Source organism: Dethiosulfatarculus sandiegensis (assembly GCF_000931935.2).
In the GTDB taxonomy this organism is placed as follows: domain Bacteria; phylum Desulfobacterota; class Desulfarculia; order Desulfarculales; family Desulfarculaceae; genus Dethiosulfatarculus; species Dethiosulfatarculus sandiegensis.
Genome location: NZ_AZAC01000056.1, coordinates 137,465 through 155,887, shown reverse-complemented (window position 1 = coordinate 155,887; position 18,423 = coordinate 137,465). Strand labels below are relative to the sequence as shown.

21 protein-coding genes are annotated in these 18,423 nt (G+C 55.5%); 4 read left to right on the top strand and 17 right to left on the bottom strand.

What is annotated here, in order from left to right; translation table 11 throughout:
- Positions 1-2: 2 nt before the first annotated feature.
- From nusB to X474_RS21665, 17 genes are all read right to left on the bottom strand, one after another.
- Positions 3-449 (bottom strand): transcription antitermination factor NusB, encoded by a 447-nt coding sequence (gene nusB, locus X474_RS21745; protein ID WP_044351964.1) that lies wholly within the window; start codon positions 447-449, stop codon positions 3-5.
- Positions 450-456: 7 nt separating this feature from the next.
- Complete coding sequence (ribH, locus tag X474_RS21740; protein WP_044351963.1) at positions 457-921, bottom strand: 6,7-dimethyl-8-ribityllumazine synthase; 465 nt, start codon at positions 919-921, stop codon at positions 457-459.
- A gap of 95 nt (positions 922-1,016) precedes the next feature.
- Positions 1,017-2,222: a bifunctional 3,4-dihydroxy-2-butanone-4-phosphate synthase/GTP cyclohydrolase II gene (locus tag X474_RS21735; protein ID WP_044351962.1), complete on the bottom strand. Its 1,206-nt coding sequence runs from the start codon at positions 2,220-2,222 to the stop codon at positions 1,017-1,019.
- A 122-nt stretch (positions 2,223-2,344) separates the two neighbouring features.
- Positions 2,345-2,995, bottom strand: coding sequence for a riboflavin synthase (locus X474_RS21730; RefSeq protein ID WP_044351961.1), 651 nt, complete (start codon positions 2,993-2,995; stop codon positions 2,345-2,347).
- A gap of 190 nt (positions 2,996-3,185) precedes the next feature.
- Complete coding sequence (gene ribD, locus X474_RS21725) at positions 3,186-4,304, bottom strand: bifunctional diaminohydroxyphosphoribosylaminopyrimidine deaminase/5-amino-6-(5-phosphoribosylamino)uracil reductase RibD (RefSeq protein ID WP_197282223.1); 1,119 nt, start codon at positions 4,302-4,304, stop codon at positions 3,186-3,188.
- 5 nt (positions 4,305-4,309) lie between these two features.
- Positions 4,310-4,777, bottom strand: coding sequence for a transcriptional regulator NrdR (nrdR, locus tag X474_RS21720; protein ID WP_044351959.1), 468 nt, complete (start codon positions 4,775-4,777; stop codon positions 4,310-4,312).
- A complete protein-coding gene (locus X474_RS21715) occupies positions 4,774-5,316 on the bottom strand; it encodes a deoxycytidylate deaminase (RefSeq protein WP_044351958.1) in 543 nt (180 codons plus the stop codon). The genes nrdR and X474_RS21715 overlap by 4 nt, the downstream gene beginning before the upstream one ends.
- A complete protein-coding gene (rpiB, locus tag X474_RS21710) occupies positions 5,313-5,759 on the bottom strand; it encodes a ribose 5-phosphate isomerase B (RefSeq protein WP_044351956.1) in 447 nt (148 codons plus the stop codon). Before rpiB ends, X474_RS21715 begins: the two co-directional genes overlap by 4 nt.
- Positions 5,760-5,770: 11 nt before the next feature.
- The gene (fabF, locus tag X474_RS21705) at positions 5,771-7,021 is read right to left on the bottom strand and encodes a beta-ketoacyl-ACP synthase II (protein WP_044351955.1); all 1,251 of its coding nucleotides are present in this window, start codon (positions 7,019-7,021) and stop codon (positions 5,771-5,773) included.
- A 344-nt stretch (positions 7,022-7,365) separates the two neighbouring features.
- The gene (gene acpP / locus X474_RS21700) at positions 7,366-7,599 is read right to left on the bottom strand and encodes an acyl carrier protein (RefSeq protein WP_044351954.1); all 234 of its coding nucleotides are present in this window, start codon (positions 7,597-7,599) and stop codon (positions 7,366-7,368) included.
- Between the two features lie 202 nt (positions 7,600-7,801).
- Complete coding sequence (fabG, locus tag X474_RS21695; protein ID WP_231688367.1) at positions 7,802-8,548, bottom strand: 3-oxoacyl-[acyl-carrier-protein] reductase; 747 nt, start codon at positions 8,546-8,548, stop codon at positions 7,802-7,804.
- Between the two features lie 311 nt (positions 8,549-8,859).
- Complete coding sequence (locus X474_RS21690) at positions 8,860-10,056, bottom strand: electron transfer flavoprotein subunit alpha (RefSeq protein WP_044351953.1); 1,197 nt, start codon at positions 10,054-10,056, stop codon at positions 8,860-8,862.
- Between the two features lie 6 nt (positions 10,057-10,062).
- Positions 10,063-10,860: an electron transfer flavoprotein subunit beta/FixA family protein gene (locus X474_RS21685; protein ID WP_044351951.1), complete on the bottom strand. Its 798-nt coding sequence runs from the start codon at positions 10,858-10,860 to the stop codon at positions 10,063-10,065.
- Between the two features lie 90 nt (positions 10,861-10,950).
- Complete coding sequence (locus X474_RS21680; RefSeq protein WP_044351950.1) at positions 10,951-12,108, bottom strand: acyl-CoA dehydrogenase family protein; 1,158 nt, start codon at positions 12,106-12,108, stop codon at positions 10,951-10,953.
- A gap of 71 nt (positions 12,109-12,179) precedes the next feature.
- A complete protein-coding gene (gene plsX, locus X474_RS21675; RefSeq protein ID WP_044351949.1) occupies positions 12,180-13,214 on the bottom strand; it encodes a phosphate acyltransferase PlsX in 1,035 nt (344 codons plus the stop codon).
- A gap of 12 nt (positions 13,215-13,226) precedes the next feature.
- Positions 13,227-13,406: a 50S ribosomal protein L32 gene (gene rpmF / locus X474_RS21670; protein ID WP_044351948.1), complete on the bottom strand. Its 180-nt coding sequence runs from the start codon at positions 13,404-13,406 to the stop codon at positions 13,227-13,229.
- Positions 13,407-13,468: 62 nt separating this feature from the next.
- Positions 13,469-13,993 (bottom strand): YceD family protein, encoded by a 525-nt coding sequence (locus X474_RS21665; RefSeq protein WP_052515503.1) that lies wholly within the window; start codon positions 13,991-13,993, stop codon positions 13,469-13,471.
- Between the two features lie 332 nt (positions 13,994-14,325).
- On the opposite strand from X474_RS21665, the gene greA reads away from it, so the two are divergent.
- The 4 genes from greA (at position 14,326) to hflC (ending at position 18,216) form a co-directional block, all read left to right on the top strand.
- Positions 14,326-14,793: a transcription elongation factor GreA gene (gene greA / locus X474_RS21660; protein ID WP_044352169.1), complete on the top strand. Its 468-nt coding sequence runs from the start codon at positions 14,326-14,328 to the stop codon at positions 14,791-14,793.
- Positions 14,794-14,850: 57 nt separating this feature from the next.
- Entirely contained in the window at positions 14,851-16,083 is a 1,233-nt protein-coding gene (locus tag X474_RS21655; protein ID WP_044351947.1) for an AmpG family muropeptide MFS transporter, read from the top strand.
- A gap of 112 nt (positions 16,084-16,195) precedes the next feature.
- A complete protein-coding gene (hflK, locus tag X474_RS21650; RefSeq protein ID WP_052515502.1) occupies positions 16,196-17,242 on the top strand; it encodes an FtsH protease activity modulator HflK in 1,047 nt (348 codons plus the stop codon).
- Positions 17,239-18,216 carry a protease modulator HflC gene (gene hflC, locus X474_RS21645; RefSeq protein WP_044351946.1) on the top strand — a complete coding sequence of 326 codons (978 nt, stop codon included), beginning with the start codon at positions 17,239-17,241 and terminating at the stop codon, positions 18,214-18,216. Before hflK ends, hflC begins: the two co-directional genes overlap by 4 nt.
- Positions 18,217-18,423: the final 207 nt, after the last annotated feature.

The window sequence follows — 18,423 nt, the reverse complement described above, 5'->3', positions numbered from 1 at the left end:
CCCTAGCGGGAGGTGTTTTTTTTACTGATTTTCCCAAAATGACTATTTAAAAGGGAATCCAGCACCCCGTTCACAAAGGCCGGAGAATCTTCCGAGCCGAACCTCTTGGCCAGCTCCACCGCCTCGCTGATGGCAACTTTAGGGGGCACTTCGCCGTTTGTATGCAGCATCTCCTGGCAGGCAAGGCGCAGGATATTCCTGTCCACCCGGGCCATGCGGTCCAATTTCCAGCGTTTGCTGACCTGGTTCAATTCAGAATCTATGGCAGATTTATTATCGCCTATGCCCCGAACCAGTTCCTCGGTATAGGCGAAATATTGAGGCGGAGCTTCGAAGTTATCGGCAAAGGTGTCCAAAGCATCGTCCACCATGGTTCTGGAATGCTCCATCTGATAGAGCACCATAAGCGCCAACTCCCGGCTCCGCCGGCGTTCTTTTATGAGGGTCATTTAAAACCTATATTTTTTTCAAAAGGTCCACCATCTCCATTGCGGCCATGGCGGCATCCGCGCCCTTGTTGCCGGCCTTGGTGCCGGCTCTTTCGATGGCCTGTTCAATGGTGTCGGTGGTAAGCACGCCAAAGATGACCGGCACTCCGGTGGCAAGGGAGGCATGGGCCACGCCTTTGCTCACTTCAGCGGCCACATAATCAAAATGCGCCGTAGCGCCCCTTATGACTGCGCCCAGGGTGATCACCGCATCATACTGACCGCTCTGGGCCATGCGCTGGGCCACCAGGGGAATTTCAAAGGAACCGGGCACCCAGGCCACAGTGCAGTCATCTTCGGCCCCGTCGTGCCGCCTTAGGGCGTCCAACGCGCCTTCCAGAAGCTTGCTCGTGATAAACTCATTGAACCGGCCCGCAACTATACCAACCTTGATTCCCTTGGCCGAGAGTTTTCCTTCCAGCGTCCTGGCCATTGTCATTCCCCTTCTTTTTAAGGCCTGGGGGCGGCATGGGCCGCCCCGGCTGTTTTTTTAGTTCAATCCAGCTTTGGTCAAAAAACGAATTAGCCTCAATCCCTCAGCTTCAGCAGGTGCCCCATTTTGGTGCATTTAGTGCGGAGATACCGCTCATTTTCAGGGCAGGGAGAAATCTCAATGGGAACCCTCTCCACCACGGAGAGCCCGTACCCGTCAAGACCCACCATTTTTTTAGGATTGTTGGTCATAAGCCGCATTTTGCGCACCCCCAGATCAGCCAGGATCTGGGCGCCGATGCCATAGTCCCTCATATCGGCGGGGAAACCCAGGGCTTCGTTGGCCTCCACCGTATCGCAGCCGTTATCCTGCAGCTCATAGGCCTTCAGCTTGTTGACCAGTCCTATTCCCCGGCCCTCCTGCATCATGTAAAGCAACACGCCCTTGCCCTCGGCGTCGATGGCCTTAAGGGCATTTGCCAGCTGGTCTCCGCAATCGCAACGGCGGGAATTAAAGGTGTCGCCGGTCAAGCATTGGGAATGCACTCTGACCAGCACCGGTTCTTCAGGGTTGATCTCACCTTTGACCAGGGCCACATGCTCCAGTGAGTCCACCTTGTTGGTGTAGCCAATGGCCCTGAACTCACCATAAGCCGTGGGCATGTGCACATCCGCCTCCCGGGTCACAAAGGACTCGGTGCGCATGCGGTGGGAGATGAGATCCGCAATGGTGACTATCTTCAAGTTGTGGCGCTCGGCAAATACCTCCAGATCAGGCATGCGGGCCATGCAACCGTCGTCTTTCATGATCTCGCAAATCACGCCGGAAGGGGAAAGGCCGGCCAGGCGGGCCAGGTCAACCGAACCCTCGGTCTGACCGGTGCGGACCAGCACCCCGCCTTCCTTGGCCCTTAGGGGAAACACATGTCCCGGGCTTACCAGATCCTCAGGTCCGGATTTGGGGTTCACCGCCACCTTGACGGTCTGGGCCCTGTCATGGGCCGAGATGCCGGTGGTGACCCCTTCCCTGGCCTCGATGGAGACGGTAAAGGCGGTTTCAAAGGGGGATTGGTTGTCACTGACCATCATGGGAAGCTTCAAGCGCTTCACATCCTGGTTGGTCAGGCTCAGGCAGATCAATCCCCTGCCGTGGGTGGCCATGAAGTTGATGGCTTCCGGAGTCACCATCTCTGCGGCCATGGTAAGGTCGCCTTCGTTCTCCCGGTCTTCGTCATCCACCAGGATGACCATACGGCCATTCCTAATATCCTGAATGGCCTCTTCTATGGATGCCAGAGGCATTGTAATCCCCTTGCCGGGCAATCAAGCCCTATTATTAAGTATTCAGATATCGTTTTTTCCAGGTCCAGACACCCCGTTTTGGCAGGTCCGCCTTAAGGGAGCCCCTTTAAGCAAAGGCCTGATCAATAGCCCATACGCAAGAGATCCTCTGCGCTGAAGCCTTTTTCGCGGGTCTTTTGATCCTGATCCCGACTCATTAACCTAGCTACGTACTTACCTATCAGATCGGTCTCAATATTAACAGAATCGCCTTGGGTGGCAAGCTTGAGGGAAGTCTCTGCAAAGGTGTGGGGAATAATATTCAAATCAAACCCTTGGTCGTCCACGCCATTCACCGTCAGGCTGATGCCGTCTACACATACAGAGCCCTTTTCAACCACCAGGGCAAGGTGTTCGGCCGGAATATCCACTTTTATAAGTTTGGAGGCTCCACGCTTTTCGATCCGGGCAATGGTCCCCACACAGTCAACATGGCCTGTGACCATATGTCCGCCAAAACGGTCGCCCACACTCATGGCCCTTTCCTGATTAACCTGATCTCCGGGCCTGAGTCGGCCCAGGGTGGTTCGGCTTAAAGTTTCCGCCGATGCTTCCAGGCAACAGGCGTCGCCCACGATCCGGGTGACGGTGAGGCAGGCTCCGTTGGTGGCAACCGATTCGCCTATCACCGCCTCCTTGACGGGCCAGGGCGGGCGGATCACCAGTTCAGCATCCGGGCCTTTGGGATTGACCTGGGTCACAGTGCCCAGGCCTTCTACTAAACCTGTGAACATATCCAACTTCCCTGTTCAGATCCCCTGCTCAACTAAGCATCACAGACTTTTTCAGGGAATTGAACCGGCTTAGAGTAGTATAGGTAGAAATTATATCCGCCAAGGGGCCTGGTCAAGGCCTTGTAAGCCCGAGGAGCAGAGTTTTGGCGCGGCAGCGCCTTTTAGCGCCAAATGGAAATTGGGAATCTGCTCAGGAAGGTAAAACCCTGGACGAAAGCATGATATCCGGGCCGAATCTCCTAATTACCGGTTTTTCGAGCTGAACAGCCCGGGCCATACGCGTAAAGCCCTCACCACCCAACATGGAAGGAGCCGTCTGGCCGCCGATCAACTTCGGCGCAAAGAAATAATTCACCTCGTCGACCAGCCCCTGGGAAACAAAGCTGAAGGCCAAGGTGGCGCCACCTTCCAAAAGCATGCTGGTCACCCCCAGTTTGCCCAGGTGATCCAAAAGCGCTCCCAGGTCGACACGGCCGTTTAAGAGAGGCAGCCGCACCACCTTGGCCCCGATCTGGGTCAGGCTGTCTATTTTTGCCTGCGAGGCCTCGGGTCCGCAGGCGATCAGGCAGCCGCCCTTTTCCGAGGCGTCAAGCACCTTGGCCGGGAGTTCTATGCTCAAACCGGTGTCCACCACCACCCGCAAGGGGTTGCGACCGCCTTTTAAGCGGCAGGTGAGGCTGGGGTCATCGGCCCTTAAGGTGCCGGAACCCACGCAGATGCAATCCAGCAGGTTCCTGAGCCGATGCACATAACGCCTGCTTTGCTCCCCTGTGATCCAACGGCTGTCACCGCTTGCGGCAGCGGTTTTGCCGTCCAGGGTGGCCGCAGTCTTGAGCAGCACATAGGGTCGGCCGGTTGTGATGTGCTTAAAGAAAAAACGGTGTTCCTGAAGACAATCATCGACCAGCACGCCGGAAAGGACTTCAAGCCCCTTGGAGGCCAAAAATGCGCCGCCGCCTCCGGCCACCCTCGGATTGGGGTCGCTGGCCCCGAAAACCACCCGCTTTATGCCTGCCTCCAGAATTGCCCTGGTGCAGGGCGGGGTGCGTCCCTGGTGATGACACGGCTCCAGGGTGACGAAAATCTCGCCGCCCTTGGCCTCTTCTCCCGCCTGCCTTAAGGCAAGCACCTCGGCGTGCGGCGTTCCCGCCAGGGCATGAAACCCCTGGCCCACCACCTTGCCCCGGTTGACAACCACCGCCCCAACCGCCGGATTGGGCGAACTTCTGCCCAGACCCTTCCGGGCCAGGCGCAGGGCCCGACGCATATGAAGCCGATCATTTTTTGAGGGGGGTAAGGTCTCAGCCAAGGTTTTTAGGAGACCTCCTTCTTCTGGGCAATCAGGCTTTCCAGTTCATTCATGAATTCACGCACATCCCTGAATTCACGGTAGACACTGGCAAAGCGGACGTAAGCCACGTCATCCACGCCTTTAAGCCACTGGATGACCATCTCGCCAATCTCCTTGGCCGGAATCTCGCGCTGATTTTTTTCCTGGAAACCGTGTTCCAGGGCGTCCAGGAAATCATTAACAATTTCCATGGACACAGGCCGCTTCCGCAACGAAACTTGAATGCCCTGTTTTACCTTGCTGCGGTCGAATATCTCCCTGGAGCCGTCTTTTTTAATGACATAGGTCTCCAGCTCTTCCACCCGCTCATAGGTAGTGAAACGTTGCCCACATTCCAGGCATTGCCGCCTGCGTCTGATTACCGAAGCGTCCTTACTTACCCTTGAGTCTACAACCTTGTTCTCCACCGCAGTGCAGAAGGGGCACTTCACTCGTCTCCTCCTTCGAATCCATCCAATTGAAGAAGAATGCCCTTGGGTGCCGGCAGGCCGTCTTTAGCGGCCTGGTTTTCCTCGTCAATCCAATCCTGAGGGTCAAGATACTTTATATCGCCACCACGTGGTTGGACAACAACTCTTTTTATTCCGGCGTTTATGATGACCCTTCGGCAGAGAAGACAAGGTTCCGGATTCTTGGTGGGGAGACCGTCTGAAAGTTCGATGCCGGCCAGGTACATGGTCGCCCCCAGGGTCTGGGCCCTGGACGCATGTATCACAGCGTTCATCTCGGCGTGCACTGACCGGCACAGTTCATAACGCTGACCCGCCGGTACGGCCAGTTCCTCGCGCTGGCAGGAACCCAGGTCCACACAATTCGCCACACCTCTGGGGGCTCCGGCGTAACCTGTGGAGACTATCTGGTCGTCATTAACAATCACCGCGCCGTATTGCCGCCTTAGGCAGGTGCCCCTGCGGCACACCTCACGGGCGATGTTGAGGTAATACTCGTCTTTGCCCGGACGGGTGCTCACGACCCGGCTCCGGAAAGTGATTCTATCTTGTCGATGCGCCTTATGTGGCGGCCACCCTCAAATTCAGTGGCCAAAAAGGCATCGAGGATCTCAAAGACCAAATCTTGTGGGGTGAGGCGTTCGCCCAGGCAGAGCACGTTGGCGTTGTTGTGCTGCCTTCCCAGCTTGGCATGCTCCAGGGAGGGAGCCAACACCGCCCGAACCCCGTGGAAGCGATTGGCTGTAATACTCATGCCAATGCCGCTGCCGCATACTAAAACACCGGATTCAGCCTCGCCGTCCGCCACCGCCTTGGCCACCTTTGCGGCCTGTTCGGGATAATCCGTGGAATCCAGGGAATAGGTCCCCTTGTCATCCACCTGGTGCCCGCCGGCGGCAAGTTTTTCCTTAAGGGCCTCTTTCAGGTTGTAGCCTGCGTGATCACTTCCCAGGGCAATTTTCATTTTAACTCTCCTTATTCGCCGGGTTCGGAGAAGACCAGACTGGCGTTGGTGCCGCCAAAGCCAAAGGAGTTCGAAAGCACGTTTTTAATTCTGGCCTCACGCTTGACATTGGGCACATAGTCCAGGTCGCAGGCGGGATCGGGATTTTCATAGTTGATGGTCGGAGGCATCACCTGGTCCCGCAAGGAAAGCACGCTGAAGACAGCCTCCACGCCACCGGTGGCGCCGAGCATATGACCGATCATGGATTTGGTGCTCGATACCGGCAGTTTGTCGGCATGCTCTCCAAACAGACGACGAATGGCCTTGGTCTCCAGGGCGTCGTTCAGCTCGGTGGAGGTGCCGTGGGCGTTGATGTAGTCGATCTGGTCCACATCCATTCCGGCGCTTGCCACTGCCATGCGCATGCAGCGATATGCCCCGTCGCCGTTGGGGTCCGGAGCAGTCATATGATGGGCATCGCAGCTCAGGCCGTATCCGGTCAGCTCTGCCATAATGGGGGCGCCCCTTTCCAGGGCATGCTCCCTTTCCTCCAGAACCAGGATGCCGGCTCCCTCGGACATGATAAAGCCGTCGCGCTTGGCGTCGAAAGGACGGCTGGCCTTGGCCGGATTGTCATTATTGGTGCTGATGGCGCGGGCCGCACCAAAACCGGCCAGGGTGGTGGGGGTGATAACAGCCTCGGACCCACCGCAGAGCATGAGATCGGCGGCGCCCCTTTTGATGAACTCGCCCGCCTCGCCCACGGAATGGGACCCAGCGGCGCAGGCAGTGACTATGCAGATGTTGGGGCCCTTGAGGTTATACTCAATGGCCACCTGACCTGAAGCCATGTTGCCGATCAGCTTGGGGATGAAAAATGGGCTCACCCTGGCGTTGGGGCCTTTTTCAGTCAAGGCTCCGACTGTTTCTTCCAGAGTGTGCAGGCCGCCCAGGCCAACCCCGATAAGGCAACCGGCCTTTTCGGAGAGATCCGAGCTCAACTCGGCGGGCAGCCCGGCCATTTCCCAGGCCATGCGGGAAGCGCCCAGGGCATAGTGGATAAAAGTATCCAGGCGCTTGACCTGTTTTTTCTGCACCCAGTCCTCGGGCTTGAAATCCTTTACCTCACCTGCGATCTGGGTCTTGAAGCCCGTGGGGTCGAATTTGGTAATACGTCCAATACCGTTTTCACCCGCCAGGATCTTTGTCCAGCTTTCCTCTACACCTGTGGCAAGGGGTGTAATCAACCCCACACCGGTTACCACCACCCGTCGATTCACATCAACTCCTCGTGCGTCGTAAGGTTAGCCGATTAATGGCTTTTTCAAAAGCCGGTTCTCGGCTCGCATCCACCGGGCGGCCCCCAAAAAGCGCCCGGATAAAGATAAGGCCCCCCAAAAAGCCTTTGTTCAGTCGATTTCCTCGGCCAGAGCCAACAGTAGAGTCCTTATAGCACGCCTATCAGTGACCCGGTTGGGCAGCCCATGAAAATCCAAAAGACTAAAGCTTCAGTTGTTAAGATCTGTAAATTATACTTTTGCAAATCTTTTACGGAAAAGCCCGCAAGCGGGTTTTTCCGGAACAATCAAAAGGGGGGGCCTTTCTCATTCGTTTACTAAAAAATTTAGTTGCTGGCGGCCTCGATATAGGCGTAGGCATCCTGCACAGTCTTGATCTTCTCAGCATCCTCATCGGCGATGGAGACATCAAAGGCCTCTTCCATAGCCATGATCATCTCGACTAAGTCCAGGGAATCCGCGCCCAGGTCATCCACAAAAGAAGCCTCGGGGACCACATCTTCTTCAGCAACAGAAAGCTGTTCACAAATTATTTTTTTGACACTTTCCTTGACGTCCATGCTTTTCACTCCTACGTGTTTCAGGGCTTTTAGTGTAAAGCCCAATCGCCGGTCACGGCGCTTATAATTCTTTTTGCGCCCCGGCATTAAATCCAAAGATAATGAATCCGGGCATCTTTGCCAAGAAGCTCCGGAAAATACAGGGATCCGCCGATATCATCCAACCACGGGCCGGAAGCTATCGGTCACACGGACCGCCGCACTACATATACATTCCCCCATTGACATGCACAACCTGTCCGGTGATGTAATCACTGTCATCGGAGCAAAGGAAGGCGGTCAACCTGGCGATATCTTCAGGCTGCCCCGCCCTTGCCATGGGGATCATGTTTTTCATTGCCTGCACCGCCTTCTCGGGCATTTGCGCAGTCATCTCTGTCTCAATAAAGCCGGGGGCTATGGCGTTCACCCTGACGTTTCTGCCGGCCAGCTCCTTGGCCGCCGTCTTGGTAAGGGCTATCAAACCGCCTTTACTGGCGGAATAATTGGCCTGACCCGCGTTTCCGATCTGACCGACCACCGAGGCCATATTCACAATGGAACCGCTTCTCTGGCGCATCATGATCTTGGCCGCGGCCTGCAGGCAGATAAAGGCCCCGGTTAAATTGATTTTAATCACCTGCTCGAATTGCTCAAGGCTCATACGCACCAAAAGACCGTCTTTGGTGATGCCCGCATTGTTAACCAGGGCATCAAGGCGGCCATAGGTGGAGACCAGATGATCCATATATTCCTTGACCTGAGCCGGATCTGAGACGTCAAACTTCTTGGCTTCGGCGGTAACCCCCTTTTCGGCCAGCATGGCCAGGGTTTCGTCGGCTGCCTTTTCATCAGGATCAAAATGATTGAACGCGATCACATCACCGGGCTTGGCCAGGGTGAGGCAAATGGACCTGCCGATACCCCGGGAGCCGCCGGTTACCAATGTAACTTTCTTTGTGTCAGCCACTTTTATACCTTCCTTGCAAACAAGGCTTTTTTTCGAGAAACTCCGCATACGGCGGACTGAATACCATTCAGAATACGTCTAGTCTAGCTTTTTTGTAGGAGCAAGCTTAAAAAATCCACCCAACAGGCTAACACATAGTGCCCGGCCGGTTGCGTAAATCACAAGATTGTAACACATTTCCAGACACAATCAGCCTCACGCCAACGATTAACCGGTCCGGGAGCCTATTTGGGGAATTCCCCTGGCAGCCGGGGCCCGTCACCGAAAACGCTGCTCGATTTTGCCGTAAAACCGCCTTAAGCGGTAAAAAGCTAGGCCCCTCCCCTGAGTTCCCTTAACCTGTCCAGCATAGCCGGGACCACCTTGAAGAGATCTCCGACTATACCATATGTGGCCACCTCGAAAATCGGTGCATTGGGGTCTGTATTCACAGCCACGATGGTATCCGATGCCTGCATGCCCACCAGGTGCTGTACAGCACCGGAGACTCCCAGGCCAATATATAATTTGGGCGCAATGGTGCGGCCGGTCTGTCCCACCTGATGGGCGTGACCGATCCACTCCAGGTCCACGGCCCCCCTGGTGGCGCCCACCACACCGTTTAGGGCCTCGGCCAATTCACGCACCAGGTCAAAACCCTCGGGTCCGCCCAGGCCGCGGCCTCCGACCACAACCACCTCGGCTCCGGTGAGGTTAACCTTTTCGTCCAGGGCCTTGACCACCTCAAGCACCCTGGTGCCGGTTTTTTCTTTTCCCTCCAGGGTCAGTTCAATCAACCTGCCGGTCTGACCGGGGGTTCTTTCTCCTTTTTTCATCACCCTGGGGCGCACCGTGGCCATCTGGGGCCTGGCCTGCGGGCAGATGATGGTGGCCATGATATTGCCGCCAAATGCAGGCCTGGTCTGAAGTAAAAGGCGCCTTTCGGAATCAATGGTGAGCGAGGTGCAGTCTGCGGTGAGCCCTGTCTCCACGGCGGTCGCCACTCTGGGGACCAAAGAACGCCCTATGCTGGTTGCCCCGGCCAGAAAAATCTCGGGCTGATACTTCTTAATCAGCTTGGCGAGGACTTCACAATAGGCGTCGTCATTGAAATCGGCCAAACAGGGGTCATCGGCCACATAGACCACATCAGCGCCAAGGGCGAAAAGCTCCTCGGCCTGTCCCTTGACCTGATCCCCCAAAACCACGGCCCCCAGTTCAACCCCAAGCTCGTCGGCCAGCCTTTTCCCGTGGCCCATAAGCTCAAGAACGACCTCGGGCATCTCACCCTGACGCTGCTCGGCAAAGACCCAAACGCCTTTACTGGCAAGGGTCCGCTCATCAGTGCGCCGGGGGGCGTCCTCAATGGAAATCGCCTCAAAGGCGCAGGCTTCCACGCAGGAGCCGCAAAGGGTGCAGCTTTCGTTCACACATGCCTTGTCGTCAACCAGTTCCAGGGCCTCAAAGGGGCATGTATCTACACATTCACCGCAGCCGGTGCATTTTTCCTTATCGATTTTAAGTGCCATTAAAACTTACCCCCCGAGCGCAATCACTTTGCTCTGGACCAGGCGGTCGACCACCGTCGCCCCGGCCTCTTCGGCCGGGCCCTCTATCATCTCGCGATCTCCGCAAGCTTCGGGCGCGAAAACCTTTTCCACCTGAGTGTAACTGCCGGCCAAACCCAAAGATGAAGGGTCCAGGGACAGATCCTCGGCTGTGGCCACTGGCACTTTGTATTTTTTGGCCCTCATTTTGCCCTTGAGCGAGGGCGGCCTGGGTTCTCCCACCTCTCTCACCACGGTCATCAAACCGGGAAGGGGCAGATCCACCACGTCATAGCCGTCGTCCATCTGGCGTTCAACCACCAGATGATCTTCGGCAAGCTCTTGAAAGCCCTTAACAAAAGCCACATGCGGCACGCCGAGCCGATAAGCCAGGCCCGGCCCCACCTGAGCGGTGTCTCCGTCCACGGCCTGCTTGCCGCAGATCACCAAATCGGCTCCGCCGAGGTATTTAACCCCCGCAGCCAAGGCGCAGGTGGTTGCCCAGGTATCGGCCCCGGCAAAGGCCCTGTCGCTCAAAAGCAGGCCCGAGTCCACCCCGTAGCCCACGGCCTCGGAGATAACCTCGGCAGCCTGAGGGGGGCCCATGGAAAGAACCGTCAACTCGCCGCCCACCTCTTCACGCAGCCTTAAGCCCGCTTCCAGGGCAAAAAGATCAAAGGGATTTATTATAGACTCCACGCCCTCTCGCTTAAGGGTGTGGGTCTCCGGGTCCAGACGCACATTGGCCGTGTCCGGAACCTGCTTTATGCAGACAACAATTCTCATGGGTTCATTACTTTCATCCCCTGATCAAAAAAGATCCAGGGAAAAAAGGTTTCAACAACCAGAGTTTTTACCGTATCCGGGGGTGTCGGTCTATTTGCGGCGACCGTATTCCTTGTTCAGCTCCTGACCGATCACATTGCGCTGAATCTGGTTGGTGCCTTCGTATATCTGCAGGATCTTGGCGTCACGCATCATCTTCTCCACCGGATAATCCCGCATGTAGCCATGGCCGCCCATGACCTGCACTGCGTTGGTGGAGACCTCCATGGCCACATCTGTGGGGAACATCTTGGCCATGGCGCTGACTTTGCTTGTATCCTTGGCCCCGGAATCCACATACCGGGCGACATTGTAGACCAGCGCCCTGGCGGCCTCGGTCTTGGTGGCCATGTCGGCCAGCATGTGGGCGACAGCCTGGAAGTTTATGATTGGTTTACCGAATTGCTTGCGGACCCTGGCAAAACCGGCGGCCTCGTCCAGGGCGCCCTGGGCCAGGCCCACCGCCTGAGCTCCCACGCCGGGTCTGGACTGGTCAAAGGTGCGCATGGCGACAACAAAGCCCATGCCTTCCCTGGAGACCAACCGATCGGCCGGGATGCGGCAGTCTTGGAAAACCAGCTCGCTTGTAATGCTGGCCCTGATGCCGAGTTTGGTCTCTTTTTTACCAAAACTGAAACCGGGATCGCCTCTTTCCACGATAAAGCAGCTTGCCCCCCTGGGGCCCTTGGAGCGGTCGGTTATGGCCACAACCGTATATACATCGGCCTCTCCGCCGTTTGTAATCCACTGTTTGGTGCCGTTTAAGACATACTCGTCGCCCTCTTTGCGGGCTTCTGTCTTGATGGCCGAGGCATCGGAACCGGCAGCCGACTCCGTAAGAGCAAACGCAGCCAGTTTTTCACCTGTGGCGATCAGGGGAAGATATTTTTCCTTTTGCTCTTTATTGCCGAAGAGCAAGATGGGATAGGCCCCCAAAAAAGTGGCCGCATAGGTTGTAGAGCAGCCCACGCAAGCCCGGGAAAGCTCCTCCACGCAGATGACGTTATCCATGCATCCGCCGCCCAATCCACCGTATTCCTCGGGGATGATCAGACCAAAAAGGTCTGCCTGGGCCAGAGCCTTGATGATTTTATGAGGGAACTCTTCTTTTTCATCCAGTTCGGCCCTCACCGGTTTAATGCGCTCTTCGGCGATCTGACGGGCCAGGTCGCGAATCATCAGTTGTTCTTCTGTGAGGAAGTAGTCCATAGGAAAATCCCCTCCCTAAAGTACGGAAAAATGCAAAAACGGCCGCTTACAGGCGGCCGAATATATCATGTTTATTCTGATTTTGTTTCCGGCTCGCCCAGAAGTTCTCCCCGGTATTGCGCCAGGCCTTCACTGACCCGTTTATCCACCTGGGTATTGACCGACTCCATGGCCAGGCCTATGGCAGAGGCGATTGCCTTGGGTGAGGAAGCTCCGTGACAGATATAGGCAACGCCGTTTATCCCCAAGAGAGGGGCTCCACCGAAATTTTCATAGTCCATACGGTTGGCCAGGCGTTTAAAGGCGGGTTTTAAAAGCATTGCCCCGGCCCTGCCCCTTAAATCGCGCATAACCTCGTTCTTGACCAGTTGATTGTAAGCGGATAAAAGGCCTTCGGAAAGTTTGAGGCATACGTTGCCCACAAATCCGTCGCAGACCACCACCGAAACCTCGCTGGAAAAAACATCCCGCCCTTCAACATTACCGGCGAAATTCAGCGAACTGGCCTTGAGATGCTCATAGGCCTGCCTGACTACCAGGTTGCCTTTGCCGCCCTCTTCTCCGATAGACAAAAGTCCAACTAAAGGCGACTTTGCCCCCAGTACCTCCCTGGCATAGACCGATCCCATGAAGCCAAACTGAGCCAGCATGGAAGCAGTGCAATCCACATTCGCGCCCACATCCAGGATCACGGTCGGGCTCAACAGGCCGGGGAAAATAGAGGCCAGGGCCGGGCGATCCACTTCCGGAGCTCGGCCCATGACCACCATGCCTACAGCCATGGTGGCGCCGCTGTTGCCGGCACTGACCACGGCATCGACCTCACCGGCACGGTGCAGATCAAAACAGACTCTGATGCTGGCATCGCGTTTATGGCGCAGGACAGACGAAGGCGCATCGGTCATTCGGACCACCTCGGAAGCGCTTTTTATACTGATGCCCTCTTCTGGTGCACCAAGGCGGCTCAACTCAGGCTCTACAGCCTCGGGTTTACCCACCAAAACAACTTCCAGGTCGCCCGGATGATCCTTAAGCGCCGATAGGGCGCCTGAAACGGTTACGGAAACTCCGCCGTCAGCGCCCATTGCGTCCAGGGCGATACGCATAGATTGTTTCTCTTAGTCTTCTTTGGCCACAACCTGGCGGTCTTTGTAATACCCGCAGGAAGGGCAGACCCGATGAGGCATCTTGGGTTCGCCGCACTGGGGGCAGGAGACCGGATTAGGCAGGGTGATGGCGTGATGAGCCCTGCGCATGCGTGTATTGGCCTTGGACTGTTTTCTTTTGGGAACAGCCATGATCCTTCAACTCCTTAACGTAAAAAGCCACCGTTTCCAGTTAAAACGGCGATCTGGTTTAATCAGTCTTCTTCTTTGAGCTGAGCCAGCTTGGCCCAACGTGGGTCTATATTATGTTTATCAGTGCAGCCGCACCCGTCTTTTGTGTGGCTCTTGCCGCAGGCCGGGCAGATGCCCTGACACTCCGGCGAACACAAAGGAGCCATGGGCAGCGCAAGGGTGAGTTCGTCCAGCACCGCCCTGTCCAGATCAATTTCACCTTCATCAAAAAAGGTGATGGCAAGATCGTCCTCGGCCAGGACCACTTCCTCAGCCATATCCTCGGGCTGGGGCATGAAGACCATCTCCAGGGGAGCGGCGAGGGTAACCGGAGTCTCCTCCAGGCAACGGCTGCAATAAAGAATCAGAGAGGCGTCGAACTCTCCCTTTAAAAAAACTTTCTTACCCCTGCGGGCAAGTCGCAGCCTGGCATTGACCGGGCCATCCATTTTTTTGACCTGCGGGCCCAACTCCCCGGGCGAAGGGACATTCACTATAAAAAAAACCTCACGCCCTTCCTTGGGGATATCTTCCAGTCTGATCTTCATTTTCGGCCCACTTTTGTTTTGCACCGATCTTCAGTATCCGAATACCCCGGGGCTGTCAAGACCGGCAGTTTTCGGAAAGCCATTATGGAAATCAGGGGGTTAACCCAAAATTCCATCAAGTATAACCCGGGGAGTATACCAGTTGCCATCTGGCCGCACAAGTGCGCCGCCAAGGAAGGCGGGCGCCTAAAACCCGGAGCTTGGCCAACCTCTTCCAGACCGTTATCATACCATTGTATATTTGTACCGCCAGAAGGCAAGTGGTATACTCACAGCTCGACCTGCTGCGGGAGCCGTGGCAGGATGTTTTTTTATTTAAGGAGAAAAATACTGTGGAGCGTCAGTTACTGACTCGCGAAGGCCACCACGACCTGTTAAAGGAAATGGATCACATCCGTAAGGTGGAGCTCCCCAAAAACGTCCAGGACATTGCTGAAGCCAGGGCGCACGGAGACCTTTCCGAGAACGCAGAGTACCACGCGGCCAAGGAACGCCAATCCATTCTTTCCGCCAAGTTGCGGGAATTGGAAGAAATCCTGTCCATCGCCGAGATTGTTCATCCCCTCCCCGAAGTGGGCGAAAAAGTAGTCTTCGGCTGTCACGTCACTGTCTTCAATCCAGACAATGACGAAGAAAACACATACCAGATAGTAGGGCAAAGAGAATCCAACCCCACCATGGGCCGCATATCTTTAAGTTCACCTTTGGGACAGGCTCTTTTGGGCAAGGAAGAAGGTGACGAGATCCGCTTCAAGGCCCCCGGGGGAGAGCGTATTTTAGAAATCGTTTCGGTTGAATAAAAAAATTCGCAAGACCTTAAAGCCTTAAAGTGAAAAACAGGAGTTTCTAAAGAGCCCATGCCGAAAATTCTGGCCACGATTTTAAGTCCCCGTATGCTGGTTTCCTTTCTAATGGGCTTTTCCTGTGGCCTGCCCCTACTTCTCACAATCGGGCTTTTACAGGCTTGGATGAAAGAAGAGGGCCTGGATCTGGGGTCCATCGGACTGATTTCACTTTTAGGCCTGCCCTATACCCTGAAATTCATCTGGGCCCCTCTGACAGACCGCTACACCCCGCCTTTTTTAGGAAGAAGGCGGGGTTGGCTTTTAACCCTTCAAGTTATCCTGGCCCTTTCCATTGTTCTTCTGGGACAGTCAAACCCTGGTCAGCATCTCTACCTGATGGCCGCAGCGGCCCTTTGCGTGACTTTTTTCAGCGCCAGCCAGGATATAGTTGTCGACGCCTACAGGAGAGAAGACTTGACCGACGAGGAGCTGGGCCTGGGCTCCTCGCTCTATGTCTACGGCTACCGCATAGGCATGCTCCTGGCCGGGGCCGGCGGCATGATCCTGGCCGACCACCTGCCCTATTCCCAGGTCTACCTGATCATGGCCCTTTGCATGGCTCCGGGAATAATCACCACCCTATTGTGCAGTGAGCCCAATCCCTCTCCCAATGCGCCGAAAACCATATCTGAAGCGGTGATAGGGCCTTTTAAGGAATTTTTCCTGCGCTCCGGCGTTCTTTGGGGCTTTCTGGTCCTGGGCTTTATCCTTTTTTTTAAACTTGGCGATAGCATGGCCTCAGCCATGACCACCCCGTTTTTTCTGGATATCGGCTTTTCAAAGAGCGAAATAGGGGCGGTGGGCAAGCTATTCGGCTTTTGGGCAACCCTGGGGGGCCTGGCCTTCGGCGGCATTCTGCTGATCAAGCTGGGAATAATTAAAAGCCTTTTTCTTTTTGGCGTGCTGCAGGCAATATCCACGGCAGGTTTCGCAGTTCTGGCCTATCTGGACCCCAAATGGGAATACCTGGCCGCTGTAATCGCCTTTGAGAACCTCACCTCCGGCATGGGGACCTCGGCCTTTTTGGCCTACATAGCCTCTCTGACCGACAAAAGGTTCACAGCCACCCAATTCGCCCTGCTCTCGGCCTTGACCGCAGTGGCCAGGGTGGTGGTCAGCGCCACCACCGGGTTTATGGTGGAGCTCATGGGCTGGAGCGGTTTTTTCTGGTTTTGCGCGGCAGTGGCCACTCCAGGTCTGCTCCTTTTGATAAAGGTGGCCAAACCAACCGGACCGAAGGCCTGATTCCTAGAGCCACAAGTCCGGTCGCTCTTGCCCCGCACTCTGTGAATTGGTACACTTTCCAAAATAAACTTTAGCCATTCTTTAAACTACAGCCTCAAGAATAGGAGCCAGTATGCCCATGGATTGGACCCCTCCCCCAAGGGGCGGAGGACAAAATCCGGACATCAACAATGTCCTGAAAGAGGTAAAGCAAAAATTCCCCGATTTTAAAAAAGCCAGGGGTCTTTTTCTCATCATCCTGATAGTTGCCGCCCTGGGCCTGGGCTCAACCGCCTATTTCACAGTGGGGCCTGAGGAAACCGGGCTGGTCCTGCGGCTGGGCCGTTATAACCGCCAGGTCGGCCCCGGTCTGCATTTCAAGCTGCCCATGGGCCTGGAACAGGCCATCACCGTAAAAACCGGCCGCGTCTTTAAAGAGGAGTTCGGCTTCAGGGGTACCAGCCCGGGAGTGCGAAGCCGTTTTTCTTCCAGAGGCTACGCCGAAGAATCCCTCATGCTCTCAGGGGACTTGAACGTACTGGAAGTCAAGTGGATTGTTCAGTACAAGGTCAGGGACCCCAGAAAGTGGCTCTTTGAAATCAAAGACGGGGTTGCGGCCATCCGCGACCTTTCGGAAGCGGTGATGCGCAGCATTGTGGGCAACAGCTACAGTGACGAAGTCATCACCCTTTCCCGTGTGGAGATCGCCATCCAGGCGCAAAAAAAACTCCAGAAACTTTTGGACACCTATCAGACCGGTGTGCAGGTGGTAACCGTAAAGCTTCAGGATGTCAACCCGCCGGCACCGGTGCAGCCTGCCTTTAACGAAGTGAACGAAGCCAGGCAGCAAAAGGAGCGCATGATCAACGAGGCCCAGGAAGCCTATAACCGAGCCATTCCCCAAGCCAAGGGCGAAGGTCAGAGGGTGGTCACTGAGGCTGAAGGTTTTGCAACGGAGAGGGTGAACCGGGCCACAGGTGAAGCCAAACGTTTTGACAAGGTGCTCCAAGCCTATCTTCTGGCCAAGGACGTAACCAAACGCAGGCTTTATCTGGAAGCCATGCAGGAAATGATTCACAACGCGGGCCGGGTTTTTGTTTTGGATGGGGACGTAAAGGGTCTTCTACCGCTTCTTGACCTGGGCAAGGGCAAGGCCGCCCAAAGGGAGGTGACCAAATGAAATTGCCGCGTCTTCTGATACCCCTGGCCCTATTGATCATTTTTGTCGGTTCCTCGGCCTTTTTCGTGGTCCAGGAAGGGCATCAGGCCCTGATCACCCAGTTCGGAAAGCCCGTGGGCGGTCCCTACAAGGAAGCAGGACTTTACTTTAAAATCCCCCTGATCCAGGAAGTGCACACCTTTGAAGAGCGCATCCTGAAATGGGACGGCTCCCCCAACCAGATACCGACCAGGGATAAGAAATACATCTGGGTGGACACCACCGCCCGTTGGCGCATAACCGATCCGCTGAAATTCTTGCAGACCGTTTCCACTATCACCGGGGCCATGAGCCGCTTGGACGACATCATTGATTCGATCGTGCGTGACATGGTCTCCTCCAATCTTTTGGTTGAAATTGTGCGCTCAGGCGACTGGAACCCCAATCCCCCAGCCGAAATCAGCACTTTTACACCCAAGGAAGAGGTTCAGCAGGTCTCCATGGAGAAAAAAGAGGAAGACAGGGTGGACAAGCCGGTCATGATCGGCCGCCAGCTCATCACCCGGCTCATGCTGGCCGAAGCGGGCAAACTTACTCCTCAGTACGGCATCGAGCTGATCGATGTGGAGATCAAGCGCATCAACTACGTTGAAAGCGTACAGAAACGGGTCTATGAGCGCATGATCAGCGAGCGTAAACGCATCGCCAGCCAGTATCGCTCCGAGGGTGAGGGTGAGAAACGCCGGATCATGGGCATCATGCAGAAGGAACTTGCCCGCATCCGCTCCGAGGCCTATAAAAAATCCCAGGAGATCCGCGGCGCGGCAGAAGCCGAGGCCACCCGCATATATGGGGAAGCCTTTGGACGGGATCCCGAATTCTACGCCTTTTTCAAAACGCTCGAAAGCTACAAAGACCAGCGCAAGGGCAATTCGGACTTGATCCTCTCCACCGAGAGCGAGTACTACAAGTACCTAAATTCTCTCCCCGAATAGTGTATTTCTTACCTAAAGGGTAGAAACTCAAACTGCCTCAACCCGCCCAAGGGTCCAAAAAACTGTTTTTGGGCCCTTGGGCGGAATTTTGCTAAAATAAGGTTGCGGACAGGCCTAAAAGGCTTGCAAAATGCAACCGTTAACATCATAAATAACCTTACGAGGATTATAAGCATTTGACACATTACCTGGCGGGGGGTAAAAAAA